The 14564-nt window shown below is 73.4% G+C and carries 12 protein-coding genes; 8 read left to right on the top strand and 4 right to left on the bottom strand.

Annotated features, from left to right (window positions below):
* The first annotated feature begins 76 nt into the window (after positions 1-76).
* Complete coding sequence (locus ACIQR3_RS20180) at positions 77-1477, top strand: hemolysin family protein (RefSeq protein ID WP_403540675.1); 1401 nt, start codon at positions 77-79, stop codon at positions 1475-1477.
* Positions 1474-2664 (top strand): hemolysin family protein, encoded by a 1191-nt coding sequence (locus ACIQR3_RS20175; protein WP_403540672.1) that lies wholly within the window; start codon positions 1474-1476, stop codon positions 2662-2664. Before ACIQR3_RS20180 ends, ACIQR3_RS20175 begins: the two co-directional genes overlap by 4 nt.
* A gap of 10 nt (positions 2665-2674) precedes the next feature.
* Here the strand turns inward: ACIQR3_RS20175 and ACIQR3_RS20170 are convergent, their stop codons facing one another.
* Both ACIQR3_RS20170 and ACIQR3_RS20165 read right to left on the bottom strand, forming a co-directional pair.
* Positions 2675-4546, bottom strand: coding sequence for an AAA family ATPase (locus ACIQR3_RS20170; RefSeq protein WP_403540670.1), 1872 nt, complete (start codon positions 4544-4546; stop codon positions 2675-2677).
* A 457-nt stretch (positions 4547-5003) separates the two neighbouring features.
* Positions 5004-5654, bottom strand: coding sequence for a uridine kinase (locus ACIQR3_RS20165; RefSeq protein ID WP_403540667.1), 651 nt, complete (start codon positions 5652-5654; stop codon positions 5004-5006).
* A gap of 166 nt (positions 5655-5820) precedes the next feature.
* On the opposite strand from ACIQR3_RS20165, the gene ACIQR3_RS20160 reads away from it, so the two are divergent.
* The 3 genes from ACIQR3_RS20160 (at position 5821) to ACIQR3_RS20150 (ending at position 8269) form a co-directional block, all read left to right on the top strand.
* Positions 5821-7200, top strand: coding sequence for a peptidase C39 family protein (locus tag ACIQR3_RS20160; protein WP_403540665.1), 1380 nt, complete (start codon positions 5821-5823; stop codon positions 7198-7200).
* A gap of 141 nt (positions 7201-7341) precedes the next feature.
* The gene (locus tag ACIQR3_RS20155) at positions 7342-7482 is read left to right on the top strand and encodes an SCO1431 family membrane protein (RefSeq protein ID WP_215167983.1); all 141 of its coding nucleotides are present in this window, start codon (positions 7342-7344) and stop codon (positions 7480-7482) included.
* Positions 7483-7546: 64 nt separating this feature from the next.
* Entirely contained in the window at positions 7547-8269 is a 723-nt protein-coding gene (locus ACIQR3_RS20150; protein WP_403540661.1) for a TetR/AcrR family transcriptional regulator, read from the top strand.
* 10 nt (positions 8270-8279) lie between these two features.
* Here the strand turns inward: ACIQR3_RS20150 and ACIQR3_RS20145 are convergent, their stop codons facing one another.
* The gene (locus tag ACIQR3_RS20145; RefSeq protein ID WP_403540660.1) at positions 8280-9509 is read right to left on the bottom strand and encodes a glycoside hydrolase family 18 protein; all 1230 of its coding nucleotides are present in this window, start codon (positions 9507-9509) and stop codon (positions 8280-8282) included.
* Between the two features lie 351 nt (positions 9510-9860).
* Here ACIQR3_RS20145 and ACIQR3_RS20140 point away from each other — a divergent pair, with 351 nt between their 5' ends.
* On the top strand, positions 9861-11033 hold the full coding sequence (locus tag ACIQR3_RS20140; RefSeq protein ID WP_403540658.1) for an acyl-CoA dehydrogenase family protein: 1173 nt from the start codon (positions 9861-9863) through the stop codon (positions 11031-11033).
* Between the two features lie 358 nt (positions 11034-11391).
* Here ACIQR3_RS20140 and ACIQR3_RS20135 read toward each other — a convergent pair whose 3' ends face one another.
* Entirely contained in the window at positions 11392-11829 is a 438-nt protein-coding gene (locus tag ACIQR3_RS20135) for a hypothetical protein (protein ID WP_403540656.1), read from the bottom strand.
* Between the two features lie 225 nt (positions 11830-12054).
* Between ACIQR3_RS20135 and ACIQR3_RS20130 the strand changes: the two genes are divergently transcribed.
* Together ACIQR3_RS20130 and ACIQR3_RS20125 are read left to right on the top strand one after the other, a co-directional pair.
* Positions 12055-12495, top strand: a complete 441-nt coding sequence (locus ACIQR3_RS20130; RefSeq protein WP_004002750.1) for an Lrp/AsnC family transcriptional regulator — start codon at positions 12055-12057, stop codon at positions 12493-12495.
* A 47-nt stretch (positions 12496-12542) separates the two neighbouring features.
* On the top strand, positions 12543-14147 hold the full coding sequence (locus tag ACIQR3_RS20125; protein WP_403540653.1) for an amidohydrolase: 1605 nt from the start codon (positions 12543-12545) through the stop codon (positions 14145-14147).
* Positions 14148-14564 lie beyond the last annotated feature (417 nt).

Raw genomic sequence — 14564 nt, 5'->3', positions numbered from 1 at the left:
TCCCTCCGGCGATGGACGGATCGTCCTGCAGTACCTGCGCCGCCCCCGGTCGTGACACGACACAGGCGGCGGCATCATGACCATCCCCCTGCTGCTCCTGGCAGCCGCTCTCCTGCTGATCCTCGCCAACGGATTCTTCGTGGCGGCCGAGTTCGGCCTGGTGACCGTCGAGCGCGCGGACGCCGAACGGGCCGCCGCCGACGGTGACCGGCGGGCCCACCGCGTCGTCGAGTCCCTGAAGGAGCTGTCCTTCCAGCTCTCCGGAACGCAGCTCGGCATCACCATCACCTCCCTCGTCGTCGGCATGCTCGCCGAACCGGCGCTCGCCCAGCTGCTGGACGGCCCGTTCACCGCCCTCGGCATACCCGGGGGCGCGGTGCCCGGCGTGGCCGTCGTGGTCGGCATGCTGCTCGCCTCGGCCGTACAGATGGTGATCGGTGAGCTGGTGCCCAAGAACTGGGCGGTGTCCCGGCCGTTGCAGGTCGCCCGCTTCGTGGCCGGCCCGCAGCACGCCTTCGCCCGGCTGTTCCGCCCGGTGATCGCCGCGCTGAACACCGTCGCCAACCGGCTCGTGCGCACCCTCGGCGTCGAACCGGCCGAGGAACTGGCCTCCGCCCGCACCCCCGGCGAACTGGTATCCCTGGCCCGCCACTCGGCCCGGGCCGGCGCCCTGGAACAGGACACCGCCGACCTGTTCGTGCGGACCCTGTCCCTGGGCGAGCTGACCGCCCAGCACGTCATGACCCCGCGCGTGAAGGTCAGCGCCCTGCACTCCTCGGCCACCGCCGAGGACGTGGTCAACCTGACCCGCGCCACCGGGCTGTCCCGCTTCCCCGTCTACCGCCGGCGGATCGACGAGGTCGTCGGCATGGTCCACCTCAAGGACGCCCTCGCGGTGCGGGCCCACGAACGGCTGCGCACCCCCGTCGCGAGCATCGCCCGCCCGGCGCTGCTGGTCCCCGAGACCCTGCCGGTGCGGCCACTGCTGGCCCGGCTGCGCAGCGAGCAGCCCATCGCGGTCGTCGTCGACGAGTACGGCGGCACGGCCGGCGTCGTCACCCTGGAGGACATCGTCGAGGAGATCGTCGGCGAGGTCCGCGACGAGCACGACGGGCAGGACCTGCCCGAACTCGCCGCGGCCCCGCCCGAGGACGGCCGGCCCGCCTGGGACGCCGACGGCAGCTGCCGCGTCGACGTCCTGCGCCGCATCGGCCTGGAAGTGCCCGAGGGGCCGTACGAGACCGTCGCCGGCCTCGTCGCGGACCTGCTCGGCCGCATCCCCGCCGTCGGCGACCGGGCGGAACTGCCCGGCTGGCGGCTGTCCGTGCGCCGGGTCGGGCACTACCGCGCCGAGCGGGTACGGCTCGTCCGCACGGCACCCGCCGCCGTACCGGCCGCGGAGTCAGCGGAGTCAGCGGAGCCGGTGGAGTCAGCGGAGCCGGTGGAGCCAGTGGAGACCGCGGAGGCCGTCCGATGAGCGTCCTCCAACTCCTGCTCGCCGCGCTGCTGGTGCTCGCCAACGGCTTCTTCGTGGGCGCCGAGTTCGCGCTGGTCTCGGTGCGCCGCAGCCAGATCGAACCGCTCGGCACCGCCCGCGCCCGCCAGGTGCTGCACGGCCTGGAGCACCTGCCGCAGATGATGGCCGCCGCCCAGTTCGGCATCACCGTCTGCTCGCTCACCCTCGGCGCCGTCGCCGAACCGACCGTCGCCCACCTGCTGGAGCCGGTCTTCACCTGGATCCACCTCCCGCACGGCGTGATCCACCCGCTCGGGTACGTCATCGCGCTGGCCCTCGTGGTCTTCTGCCACCTGGTCATCGGTGAGATGGTCCCGAAGAACCTGGCGATGGCCGCCCCCGAGAAGGCCGCGCTGTGGCTCAGCCCCGGCCTGGTCGCCTTCGCCCGCCTCTGCCGGCCGGTCACGGCCGCCCTCGGCGCCTGCGCCCAGGGCATCCTCAGGCTGTTCCGGGTCGAGCCCAAGGACGAGGTCGAGGCCGTCTTCACCAGCGAGCAGCTCAACCGGCTGGTCGAGGACGCGGGACAGGCCGGTCTCCTCGACCCCGAGGAGCAGGAGCGCCTGGAGGACGCCCTGGAGCTGGGCTCCCGCCCGGTGACGGACGTGCTCCTCAAGGGCGAGTCCTGGGTGACGGTCAGCCCGTCGGTCACCCCGGGCCGGATCGTCGAGCTGACCGCGCGCACCGGGTACTCCCGCTTCCCGGTCGCTGCCGAGAACGGCGCCTTCATGGGCTATCTGCACGTCAAGGACGTCCTGGACCTGGAGGACTCCGACCGGGCCGTGCCCCAGCAGGTCTGGCGCCCGATGACCACCCTGCGCCCCGAACTGCCGCTCGACGACGCGCTCACCGTGATGCGCCGGGCGGCCACCCACCTCGCCCAGGTGGTCGACACGGGGGGCCGGGTGCTCGGCCTGGTCGCCCTTGAGGACGTACTGGAGCTGCTGGTCGGCGAGGTGCGGGACCCGGCGCACCGGGAGACGACCGAGAAGGCCCAGACGGCCCAGACGGCCCAGACGGTCGAGACGGCCCAGACGGTCGAGGCGGCCCAGACGGCCGAGGCGGTCGATACGACCGAGGCGGTCGATACGACCGAGGCGACGGTGGCCGAGCCGCGCACCAGCGGGTCCCCCGAGGAGGTGCTCGCTTGAGTCATGCGCGTCACAGCGCCGACGGGTCCTGCGGCCCGCGCCCGGAGAGCACCTCCCCGTACGCCTGCATCAGATCCGGCAGCCGCAGCGTCGCCAGGTCCTCGCGGGTGAGCGCGCCGGGATAGGCGGACAGCCGCAGATCCCGGTACGCGCAGCTCTTCTCGTACAGCGTCCGCAGGAACCGCCCGTTGCCCAGCTCGTCGATCCACCCCTGCTCGACGACGTGCCCGGCGATCGAGCGCAGCTCGTCCAGGGCCTCCTCGTCCCACAGGTCGCCGTTCTCGGCGGCCAGCACCTCGCCGATCGCGGTCAGCTCGGAGGGGCGGTACGACGGGAAGTCCACGCGGGTGGTGAACCGGGAGGAGAGCCCCGGGTTGGCGGCGAGCAGTCGGTCCATGCCCTCCGGGTAGCCGGCCAGGATCACCACGAGGTGGTCGCGGTTGTCCTCGGCCCGCTTCAGCAGCACCTGGAGGGCCTCGTCGCCGTACGCGTCCCCCTTGCCGTAGCCGGAGTTGGACAGCGCGTACGCCTCGTCGACGAAGAGGACGCCGCCGAGCGCGGAGTCGATCAGCTCGTTGGCCTTCACGGCGGTCTGCCCGAGGTACTCGCCGACCAGGTCGGCCCGCTGCGCCTCCACCAGGTGGTCGCCGCCGAGCAGTCCGAGGGCGTAGAAGACGCGGCCCAGGATGCGGGCCACGGTGGTCTTGCCGGTGCCGGAGGGGCCGGAGAAGACGAAGTGCCGTTTCGGCGGCTGGACCGGGAGCCCCTGCCCGGCCCGCAGCCGTGCCATGTTCAGCTGTGCCGACAACGCCTTGACCTGCCGCTTCACGGGTTCCAGGCCGACCATCCGCTCCAGCTCGGCGAGCGCCTGCTCCAGTAAACGCGGATCGGTGGGACCGGTGGGCAGGGACGGGTCGGGCGCCGCGGTCTTGCGCCGTACCGAGGGGTCGGCCGCCGCGGGCGGGGCAGCGGCGGGCGGTCCGAAGGCGGACAGTCTCAGATCCCGTTCCTCGGTGCCGAACAGCGGGTCGAGGCTGTCGGGGCCCTCGATGCCGTCCACCGAGTCCTGCCCGGCGCCGGACAGGGTCAGCGCCGCCATGTCCCCGGTGTCCTCGTACTCGTCGCCCTCGGCGATCGCCGCCAGTCGCGCCGAGGTGTCCATGAACCCGGGGTCGACCCGGTGCACCGCCCGGTACAGCGGCAGGGCGGCGGCGCTGCGGCCGGTGCCCTCGCGGGACCGGGCCAGCCAGTAGCGCAGCTCCTTGCGCTGCGGCTGCTCGCTGCGGCACCGCATCAGCGCCCCGGCCAGCAGCGGTTCGGCCTGCCCGTACATCTCCAGGCGGACCCGGGCCATGCCGCCGAACAGGCCCGCCTCGATGCCCAGCAGCGGGTCGCCGAGCAGCGGATCGGTGTGCCGGACGAGCTGCTCCCAGTCCTTGACGAGATAGGCCCGGCAGGCGTGCAGGAAACGGACGTGCTGGTCGGTGTCGACCGGCGGCAGCCCGGCCAGCGCCCGGTCCAGCTCCGGTACGTGGCGGCCGTCCAGCCAGTGCGAGGCGTGCGCGAGCAGCAGGTCGCGCGGGCTCTCCAGTACGGGCTGCACCCACCAGCCCAGCCAGTACCAGGAGTTGAGCGTGCGGCCGTGGCGGGCGCGCTGCTCGCCGAAGCGGTCCCGGTGCCGGAACATCCTGAGCAGCGCGGCCGTCGTGTCGACGCGCAGCGCGTGCAGTCCGAGCCATCCGTCGGCCATGCCCGGATCGATCCGCACCGCGGTCCGGAACTCCTCCTCCGCCTGCGGATAGGCGCCCATCGTGTAGGCGTCCACGCCTCGCAGCCAGGCGAGGTCGGCCGGGGCCGGCGGGCCCTGCGTGCCGAAGTCCATCACGTCCCCCACAAACCGTGCCCCCGTCGGTATGCCACCGGGCCGTGGCCCGCCTTGCTCCGACCGCTGAACCGCTGTGCCCCGGAACGGAGTTGCCAGGTGCCCGGGGCAGTCGTCCGCAGGCCGCACCGAGGGCATCGTACCCGCGGGGGTCTTCCCTCCGAAGAGGGCCGTGACATGCGGTTGCGCGGGGTGGGAGCAGGCGGGGCGCAGGGGAGCGCGGTAACCGAGGGTAAGCGGGCGGCGTCGCCGGGCACTCAGAAAAGGGGTGATGTGGACAGAACGAAGCCCCCGATCACGGGGGAACAACCGGGGGCTTCGTGTCCGTCGGCAACCTCGAAAGGCCGCACATTGAGAACGTAAGACCTGTACGGCCCTTGGGTCAAGCCGAGTTGGGGCATCCCGGGAACTTGCCTGGAAGGCGTCTTCACGAGTTCCACACAATGATGGCGACCGGTCACTCGGCGTGAGGGTCCGGCCCCTGCGGCCCCGTCCCGGCAGGCCCGGCGAGCACCTCGTACCCCTCTTGCTCCTTCTGTCTCGAAAGCACCAGGAGGTCGGCATGGGGGCGCGAAGGGTCACGGAGGAAGTGCTCGCGCTCGGCCGGGACCCAGCCGTCCCAGAACTCCCGCTGTTCCTCGCCGTCGCGGGCCCGCCCCCGCGCCCACGCCTCCTCGGGCGGCAGCTCCAGCCACAGCAGCGCGGCCAGCCAGGGGCGCAGCGCCCGCCGGCCCGAGCCCACCCCTTCCAGCAGGACCACCGGGGCCGGCGGCAGCGCGCGGGGCGGGTTGAAGCGCCGGGTGCGCCAGTCGTAGGGGGCGTAGCGGGCGGTCCTGCCCCGGCTGAGCGGCTCGATCACCTGGTCGAGGAGCCGGCCGGTCCAGTCGAACAGTTCCTCGTGGCTGGCGATGTCGTCGAGGTGCAGCACCGGCGCGCCGCCCAGGGCCCGCGCCAGCCGCCCGGCGAACGTGGACTTCCCGGAGCCCGCGTGTCCGTCGACACCGATCAGACGGACCGGGCCGCAGGACGGGGGCAGCCGGCGGAGGCGGGAGGCTAGTGCGTGGATGACGGGTCCCGGGGGAGTGGGCGGCGGTCGGTCGCGCAGCACTCTAACCGCCGCCGTCCCGCACCCCCTGGGGCGCCTGTGGCGAAGGGCGGTACGCACGGGCGTGGCGTGCGCGAAACGCTGGCAGTGGCGGGCGGCGGCGGGCCATAGTGGGCGCACAACCGTGCAAGGACCTGCCCCGACTCGGACACCTGGGGGTCTTCCGCCCATGAGCAGAGCCGAACAGCCGTCCCGCAGAAGCGTCCTGGCCGTCGCGGTCGCCGCCGCGGTGACGGGCACCGCCACCACCTCGGCAGCGGCGGTCCCGGCCCCCGCCGCCCCCGCGGCCGACGCGGACACCGGTGCGGCCGACACCGCCCGCCGCGTCGACCACCGGTCCTGGACGACGTACCGCGACTGGCGCGACGGAACCGCCCGGGGTACCCGTGCCGTCGCGGGCGACCGCCCCGGCCTCGTGCTCGGCAGCCCCGCCGGGACCGTGTCCTACACCGATCCGCACACCGGCCGGAGTGCCGACTGGGAGTACGCGACCTGGACCTCGCCCGTCCACCGGCTCGCCGTGCCCGCGACCGAGGCCGTCGTCTCCTGGAACGCCCGCACCCCGGACGGCACCTGGCTCCAGGCCGAACTGAAGGGCACCTACTCCGACGGCACGGCCACCCCCTGGTACGTGATGGGCCGCTGGGCCGCGGGCGACCAGGACATCCGGCGCACCTCGGTGGACGGCCAGAGCGACGGCAGGAGCAGCATCTGGACGGACACCTTCGCCGTCGACGACGCCTCGACGGGCCTGCGCCTGGCCTCCTGCCGGCTCCGCCTGACGCTGTACCGCCGGCCCGGCACGCGCACCACCCCCACCGTCCTGCGGCTCGACGCGATGGGCTCGGACATCCCCGACCGCTTCACCGTCCCCGCCTCCGCACCGGGCCTCGCCCGGGAACTGGCCGTCCCGCGCTACTCGCAGGAGATCCACAAAGGGCAGTACCCCGAGTACGACAACGGCGGCGAGGCCTGGTGCAGCCCCACCTCCTCCCAGATGGTCATCGAGTACTGGGGCGGCCGGCTCACCGAGGAGCAACTGGCCTGGGTCGACCCCTCGTACGCCGACCCCCAGGTGTGCCACGCGGCCCGCCACACCTTCGACCACCAGTACGCCGGCTGCGGCAACTGGCCGTTCAACGCCGCCTACGCGGCCACCTTCGACGGCCTCCAGGGCGTGGTCACCCGCCTCGGTTCGCTCACCGACCTGGAGCAGCTGATCGCGGCCGGCATCCCGGTCATCACGTCCCAGTCGTTCCTGGCCGAGGAGCTGACCGGCGCCGGCTACGGCACCGCCGGGCACCTGATGACGGTGATCGGCTTCACCGCCGACGGCGACGTGATCGCCAACGACCCCGCCTCCGCCGGCAACGAGGAGGTGCGGCGCGTCTACCGGCGGCGCGAGTGGGAGAACATCTGGCTCAGGACCAAGCGGTACAACGCCTCCGGCAACGTCGCCTCGGGCACCGGCGGCGTCTGCTACCTGTTCTTCCCGGCCCGCCCGACCCCGCGCCAGCGCGCGGCGCTCGCGGCGGTGGGCGTGCGCTGAGACCGCCCGCGACGCTCCCCGGCCGCGTGGGCCGGGGGCAGCCCTGTGACGGACATCTCTGCCGCGACGGCGCTTTTCGGTGGCAAGGTGGACGGATCGGTGGGGGGAGCCATCCGGTACGTCCGACCTCTGCGAGAAGCCATGACCGCACACAGCGCCACTGCCACCCGCGTCCGCACCGGCGGCCCCCGGGAAGACGGCCCCCAGATCCTTGAGCACGTCATGGGCTGGACCCTCGTCGTGGTCGTCGCCATGCTCGTGGTCCAGCTCGGCCTGCTGTGACCTGACCCACGTCCCGGCTGCCATACTGCCAAGGTCCGCAGCCCGCAGCAGACCAGGGTCGATCTTGGATACCAGCCAGCAGAGCGCCGAACCGCCCACCACGGCTCCGCGAGCCGGACACGCCCCGCCCAGGGCCCGCGGCACCGAGCGCTCGCTGGCCCGCCGCGGCGAACTCATCGCCATCGGCCGCAGCCTGTTCGCCGACACCCCCTACGACGCGCTCTCGATGGACGACATCGCCCGCGAGGCCCGCGTCGCCAAAGGGCTGATCTACTACTACTTCCGCTCCAAGCGCGGCTACTACCTGGCGATCGTCCAGGACTCGGTGGCCGACCTGGTGGCCTTCGCGGCCGGCGGCCTCGACCTCGCGCCGGTGGACCGGGTGCACCGCACCGTCGACGGCTATCTGCGCTACGCCGAGCACAACCAGGCCGCGTACCGCACCATCGTCTGCGGCGGCGTCGGCTTCGACGCCGAGGTGCACGCCGTCCGGGACCAGGTGCGCGAGGCGATCGTCACCACCCTCGCCGAGGGCGCCTACGGCCGCGCCGACATCTCGCCGCCGGCCCGCATGGGCCTGCTCGCCTGGGTGTGCGGGGTGGAGGGCGCGACCCTGGACTGGATCGGCCGCCCCGAACTGTCCCGCGAGACCATGTGCGCCCTGCTGGTGAAGACTCTCGGCGGCACCCTGCGCGCCATCGAGGAAGTGGACCCGGCCCATCCGGCACCGGAGCCCGCCCGCCGCGACGCACCGGAGCCCGCCCGCCGAGACGGACGGGCTCCGTGAGGTACGGGGGTCAGCTGATCGCCTTGATCAGCTCACCGTCCGCCGTGTCACCGCTCAGCTCCCAGAAGAACGTGCCGCCCAGACCCTCCTGGTCCTTGTACGTCATCTTGCCCGCGACGGTCGCCGGGGTGTCGTAGCTCCACCAGTCGGCACCGCACTTGGCGTACGCCGTGCCGCCCACGGTGCCGGTCGCCGGGCACTTCTCCCTCAGCACCTTGTAGTCCTCGATGCCCTGCTCGTACGTCCCCGCCGCCGGGCCGGTCGCGCTGCCGCCCGGAGCCTCCTGGGTGACGCCGGTCCAGCCGCGTCCGTAGAAGCCGATGCCGAGCAGCAGCTTGTCGGACGGGATGCCGAGGCCCTTGAGCTTCGCGATCGTCGCCGAGGTGTGGAAGTCCGCCTTCGGGATGCCGTCGTAGGAGGTCAGCGGCGAGTGCGGGGCGGTCGGCCCGGTGGCGTCCCAGGCGCCGAAGAAGTCGTACGTCATCGGGTTGTACCAGTCGACGTACTGCGCCGCGCCCGCGTAGTCGGTGGCGTCGATCCGGCCGCCGGAGGTCGCGTCGGCGGTGATCGCCGCGGTGACCAGGTAGTCGCCGCCGAACTTGGCGCGCAGCGCGGCCATCAGCTCCCCGAACGCCTCCCGGCCGCTGGTGTCACAGGTCAGGCCGCAGGCGTTGGGGTACTCCCAGTCGATGTCGATGCCGTCGAAGACACCGGCCCACTTCGCGTTCTCGACCAGGTCGTAGCAGGACTGGGCGAACGCGGCCGGGTCCTTCGCCGCCTCGGCGAAGCCGCCGGACCAGGTCCAGCCGCCGAAGGACCACAGGACCTTGAGGTCCGGGTGCTTCTGCTTCAGTTTCAGCAACTGGTTGAAGTTCCCCTTCAGCGGCTGGTCCCAGGTGTCGGCGACCCCGTCGACCGACTCGTCCGCCGTGTACGCCCGGTCGGTTGCCGCGTAGGAGTCGCCCAGGGCGCACTCGCCGCCGGTGACGTTGCCGAAGGCGTAGTTGATGTGGGTGAGCTTCTCGGCCGAGCCGGAGGTCTCGATGTTCTTGACGTAGTACTCGCGGTCGTAGGTGCCCCATTCGGTGAAGTAGCCGACGGCCTTGGAGCCGGCGGCGGCCCGCTCGGCCGTGGGGGCGGCGCTCGCGGTGCCCGCGCCAGCCAGCAGCCCGGCGCCGAGCGCGGCGGTGCAGAGCGCGGAGACGACTCTCCTCAGGCGGGGGTGGTTCGGGAAGTGCATCGGGGTGGCTCCTCGTGGGGGGAAGAGGGGAACGCGCCGATTGGCATGAACGCGGTAACGCGTCGGGCGGTCACCGTAGGAGGACTAGACCAGTCGGGTCAATGGTTCGGACCATTTTCGAACGGACGCGTTCCGTTTGCGGTCCCCGCAAGGCGGCCTCAGCATTTCTTGAAGTGAGCGGTCGTTAACTGGTGACTGACTGCCGCGGATCGGGCATACTCACCGCACAGTCGCTGGTCAGCGGCTTCCGAGACCCGGAAGTGCGCGCTCTGGCCACGGCCGACCGACCCGGCGAGCCGCCCACCCACGGCGCCGCCCGCCGGTGCGCCCCACAGGGAGGAGAGCGTCGCCATGCACGACCGCGCCCCGCAGCCGGTGGAACGTCACCTGCCCACGGACGAGGCCCGGGACCTGATCTCGCTCGTCCGCGACATCGCCCAGCGCGAGATCGCGCCGAAGGCGGCCGAGGAGGAGGACGCCGGACGCTTCCCGCGCGAGGTCTTCACCCTGCTCTCCGCCTCCGGCCTGCTCGGCCTGCCGTACGCCGCCGAACACGGCGGCGGCGACCAGCCGTACGAGGTCTACCTCCAGGTCCTGGAGGAACTCGCCGCCGCCCGGCTCACCGTCGGCCTCGGCGTCAGCGTCCACACCCTCGCCTGCTACGCGCTGGCCGCCCACGGCACCAAGGAGCAGCGCGTCGAGCACCTGCCCGCGATGCTCGGCGGCGGCCTGCTCGGCGCCTACTGCCTCTCCGAGCCGTCCGCCGGCTCGGACGCCGCCTCGCTGCGCACCCGCGCCGTGCGCGACGGCGACGACTGGCTGATCACCGGCACCAAGGCGTGGATCACCCACGGCGGTGCCGCCGACTTCTGCACCGTCATGGCGCGCACGGGGGAGGAGGGCCCGCGCGGCATCACCGCCTTCCTGGTTCCCGGGGACGCCGAGGGGCTGAGCGCGGCGGTGCCCGAGAGGAAGATGGGGCTCAAGGGCTCGCCCACCGCGCAGGTCCACTTCGACGGCGTACGCGTGCCGGACGCGCGGCGGATCGGGGAGCCGGGCCAGGGCTTCTCGATCGCCCTGTCCGCGCTCGACTCGGGGCGCCTCGGCATCGCCGCCTGCGCGATCGGGGTGGCACAGGCGGCGCTCGACGAGGCCGTGCGCTACGCCACCGAGCGCCGGCAGTTCGGCAGGCCGATCGCCGACTTCCAGGGGCTGCGCTTCATGCTCGCCGACATGGCGACCCAGATCGAGGCCGGCCGCGCCCTGTACCTGGCGGCGGCCCGGCTGCGCGACGCGGGACGGCCGTTCGCCCGGCAGTCGGCGATGGCCAAGCTGCACTGCACCGACACGGCGATGCGGGTGACCACCGACGCCGTGCAGATCCTCGGCGGCTACGGCTACACCGCGGACTTCCCGGCCGAGCGGTACATGCGGGAGGCGAAGGTCCTGCAGATCGTCGAGGGCACCAATCAGATCCAGCGGATGGTCATCGCCCGCCATCTCGCGGGGCCGGAGGAGCGCTGAGATCGCCGGGTCCGCCCGGGGGCGCCGCGAGCTCGGCCCACTCGGGGTCGTGGCGCCCGGGCAGGGTGCGGCCGCGGTCGGCCCAGGCCCGCATCAGCTCGCGGTAGATCGGCGGGTCCGGGGGCTGGGGCGCCGGCGGCAGCACTCCGGCGGGCACCGGGACGAACACGCGCCGCCGGCGCCCGGTCGCCGTGAACGTGGGGGTCATACCAGGGCAACGTACGAAACCCCGGACAGGTCACCGGCGCGTGGAATCGCGTGTGAGTTCACCGGGGTCCGGGCGTGCGCCCCCGGTGACGGTTCCGCGGCCCTCCGGCTGGCCGGGTGGAGGACCGGCCGGCCGAGGGCCGCGCGCGGCTCAGGCGGCCTGGCGCCGCATCACCGGCACGCGCATCGGGCGCGAACCCGGGCCGCCGACGTGCGAGAAGGGCTGCATCCGCCAGTCCAGGCCCTGAGGCAGCGTCAACAGCAGGGCGGTGTCCTGCTCCTGGGGCCGGAAGGACTCGTCCGCGGGGCGGGCGTCGGTCGCCCGGCGGCCGGTGCCGGCGCAGACCGTGAGCCCGAACGGGTTCCACGGCGAGGCGCACAGCGCGTGCTCCGGCAGGACCTCCTCGTCCGCCAGCAGGGCGATGGGCTGCGCGCAGTCCGGGCAGATCACCCGGTACATCTCGAAGGTGTCGTAGGCGTCGAGTTCGTCCTCGTCGTAGGCGTCGGGTTCGACACCCTCCGGCATGGGCTCGACGGCCGGCTGCTGCCGCTTGGGCGTGGTACGACCAGGGCGCTGAAGACTCTGCATGGGATTCTCCCCCTCGGGCTGGGCCGTGAAGGCGCTGCGGCCTCGACCACAGCAAGCACTTCCCGTCACCCATCGGCGGTAATCACGAGAACATCACGGAGACTGTTCGAGACCTGTGGCGTTCGTCACATGCCGCCCGCAGGTGCCCTGTGCCTCCGGGCACCGGTCGGGGTCCAGGACATTCAAGTGTCCGAGGAGGTCAAGCGCACTGTAGGTTCTTGCGCCATGGAGGAGCTGGACCGACAGATCGTGCAGCTGCTCGTCAAGGACGGGCGGATGAGCTACACCGACCTGGGCAAGGCCACGGGCCTGTCCACGTCGGCCGTGCACCAGCGGGTGCGGCGGCTGGAGCAGCGTGGCGTCATCCGCGGGTACGCCGCGGTCGTCGACCCGGAGGCCGTCGGGCTGCCGATGACCGCTTTCATCTCGGTGAAGCCGTTCGACCCCAGCGCCCCCGACGACATCGCCGACCGGCTGGCCGGTGTCCCCGAGATCGAGGCGTGCCACAGCGTGGCCGGCGACGAGAACTACATCCTCAAGGTGCGCGTCGCCACCCCCCACGAGCTGGAGGAACTCCTCGCTCGCCTGCGCTCCCTGGCCGGGGTGTCCACGCGCACGACGGTGGTGCTGTCCACCCCGTACGAGGCGCGGCCGCCCCGGATCTGACGGACCTGTGTGCGGGGTGACCCCGGCGAGGGGCGAGACTGGTGTCCATGAGTGAGTCCAGTGCCCCGACCGAGACCGTCCTGCTGCGCCGCGGCGAGGTCCACAGTCCCGCCGACCCCTTCGCCACCGCCATGGTCGTCGAACGCGGCCAGGTCGCCTGGGTCGGCTCCGAGGGGGCCGCGGACGCCTTCGCCGACGGCGTGGACGAGATCGTCGACCTGGACGGCGCGCTGGTCACCCCGGCGTTCACCGACGCACATGTGCACACGACCACCACCGGCCTCGCCCTGACCGGCCTCGACCTGTCCGACGCGCCGTCCCTGCCGGCGGCCCTCGCCCGGGTACGGGAGTTCGCCGCCGCCCGCCCCGGCGACCGCGTCCTGCTCGGCCACGGCTGGGACTCGGCCGCCTGGCCCGAGGGCCGCCCGCCGACCCGCGCCGAACTGGACGAGGCCACCGGCGGCCGTGCCCTCTACCTCAGCCGCATCGACGTCCACTCGGCCGTCGTCACCACCGCCCTGCTCGACCTGACGCCGGGCGCCCCCGGCCGGGCGGACGCCCCCCTGACCGGCGACGCCCACCACGCCGTACGCGCCACGGCCCTCGGTGCCGTGACCCCGGCCCAGCGCGCCGACGCCCAGCGCGCCGCCCTCGCCCATGCCGCCTCGCTCGGCATCGGAACCGTTCACGAATGCGCAGGCCCGGAGATCTCCTCCGAGGACGACCTGACCGGCCTGCTGCGGCTGGCGGCCGAGGGGGACGGCCCCCGGGTGGTCGGCTACTGGGCCGAACAGGACGTCGACAAGGCGAGGGAGCTGGGCGCGTCCGGTGCCGCGGGCGACCTCTTCGTCGACGGCTCCCTCGGCTCCCACACCGCCTGCCTGCACCACCCCTACGCCGACGCCGACCACACCGGCCTCGCCCACCTCGACGCCGACGCGGTCGCCTCGCACGTCGTGGCCTGCACCGAGGCCGGGATCCAGGCGGGCTTCCACGCCATCGGCGACGCCGCCGTCACCGTGGTCGTCGAGGGCGTGCGCGCCGCCGCCGAGAAGCTCGGCCTCGCCCGCGTCCGCGCCGCCCGCCACCGCATCGAGCACGCCGAGATGCTCACCCCCGAGACCATCGCCGCCTTCGCCGAACTCGGTCTGACCGCCTCCGTGCAGCCCGCCTTCGACGCGCTGTGGGGCGGCGCGGACGGCATGTACGCCCGCCGCCTGGGCGCCGACCGGGCCCGCACCCTGAACCCCTTCGCGGCCCTGCTGCGCGTCGGCGTCCCGCTCGCCTTCGGCTCCGACAGCCCCGTCACCCCCCTCGATCCCTGGGGCACCGTCCGCGCCGCCGCCTTCCACCGCACGCCGGAGCACCGGGTCTCGGTGCGTGCCGCGTTCACCGCGCACACGCGCGGCGGCTGGCGGGCGGTCGGCCGGGACGACGCGGGCGTCCTGGTTCCCGGCGCGCCCGCCGACTACGCCGTCTGGCGCACCGGTGACCTGGTGGTCCAGGCCCCCGACGACCGGGTCGCCCGCTGGTCGACCGACCCGCGCTCCGGCACCCCCGGCCTGCCCGACCTCACCCCGGGCCGTGACCTGCCCGTCTGTCTGCGCACCGTCGTCGGCGGACGGACGGTCTTCGTACGGCCGGGCGAGTGATCCCCACCCCCGACGGGGCGACGATCTTTCCTCCGTCCCTGTGTCGCACCGCCCGGCCCGCCTCGCCGCTGACCAGGGCATTGATCTGATCACCGCAGGTCAAACGGCTGTTGACAGGCGACGGAGCCGGGCCGGTAGGTTCGGCGGAGTCCACCACCGGACGCCCGACCGGGGAACTACCGCGCACACGCCGCGGCGCCGCTGGGTCAGGGACGGTGTGCCGCACCGGCGCGCCGTCACTGTGAGCCAGGCCCAGCACTCGCGCCAGGCGAGGGAACGTTCCGGCCGGTCGGGAGGTGTGACCCGGGTGGGGCCCGGGCGCTCAGTAGACAACGGCTCTAGGTCGATCCGCAGCCAGCGGGTCCCGGGTCGGCCCGAAGGGCGCCGGGCCCCCATCCGCAGTCGAGTCCCACGGAG

It is taken from the genome of Streptomyces sp. NPDC090994, assembly GCF_044768905.1.
Taxonomy (GTDB): domain Bacteria; phylum Actinomycetota; class Actinomycetes; order Streptomycetales; family Streptomycetaceae; genus Streptomyces.
Note: the sequence above shows the minus strand (reverse complement) of the source record. Positions and strands in the feature narration are given on the sequence as shown.

What these genes read in the sequence shown, in the direction of transcription:
- ACIQR3_RS20170 (WP_403540670.1), bottom strand. Translation starts at nt 4,546, where the DNA reads ATGGACTTCGGCACGCAGGGCCCGCCGGCCCCGGCCGACCTCGCCTGG.
- ACIQR3_RS20135 (WP_403540656.1), bottom strand. Translation starts at nt 11,829, where the DNA reads ATGCAGAGTCTTCAGCGCCCTGGTCGTACCACGCCCAAGCGGCAGCAG.
- ACIQR3_RS20175 (WP_403540672.1), top strand. Translation starts at nt 1,474, where the DNA reads ATGAGCGTCCTCCAACTCCTGCTCGCCGCGCTGCTGGTGCTCGCCAAC.
- ACIQR3_RS20180 (WP_403540675.1), top strand. Translation starts at nt 77, where the DNA reads ATGACCATCCCCCTGCTGCTCCTGGCAGCCGCTCTCCTGCTGATCCTC.
- ACIQR3_RS20145 (WP_403540660.1), bottom strand. Translation starts at nt 9,509, where the DNA reads ATGCACTTCCCGAACCACCCCCGCCTGAGGAGAGTCGTCTCCGCGCTC.
- ACIQR3_RS20130 (WP_004002750.1), top strand. Translation starts at nt 12,055, where the DNA reads ATGGAGGAGCTGGACCGACAGATCGTGCAGCTGCTCGTCAAGGACGGG.
- ACIQR3_RS20155 (WP_215167983.1), top strand. Translation starts at nt 7,342, where the DNA reads ATGACCGCACACAGCGCCACTGCCACCCGCGTCCGCACCGGCGGCCCC.
- ACIQR3_RS20140 (WP_403540658.1), top strand. Translation starts at nt 9,861, where the DNA reads ATGCACGACCGCGCCCCGCAGCCGGTGGAACGTCACCTGCCCACGGAC.
- ACIQR3_RS20160 (WP_403540665.1), top strand. Translation starts at nt 5,821, where the DNA reads ATGAGCAGAGCCGAACAGCCGTCCCGCAGAAGCGTCCTGGCCGTCGCG.
- ACIQR3_RS20125 (WP_403540653.1), top strand. Translation starts at nt 12,543, where the DNA reads ATGAGTGAGTCCAGTGCCCCGACCGAGACCGTCCTGCTGCGCCGCGGC.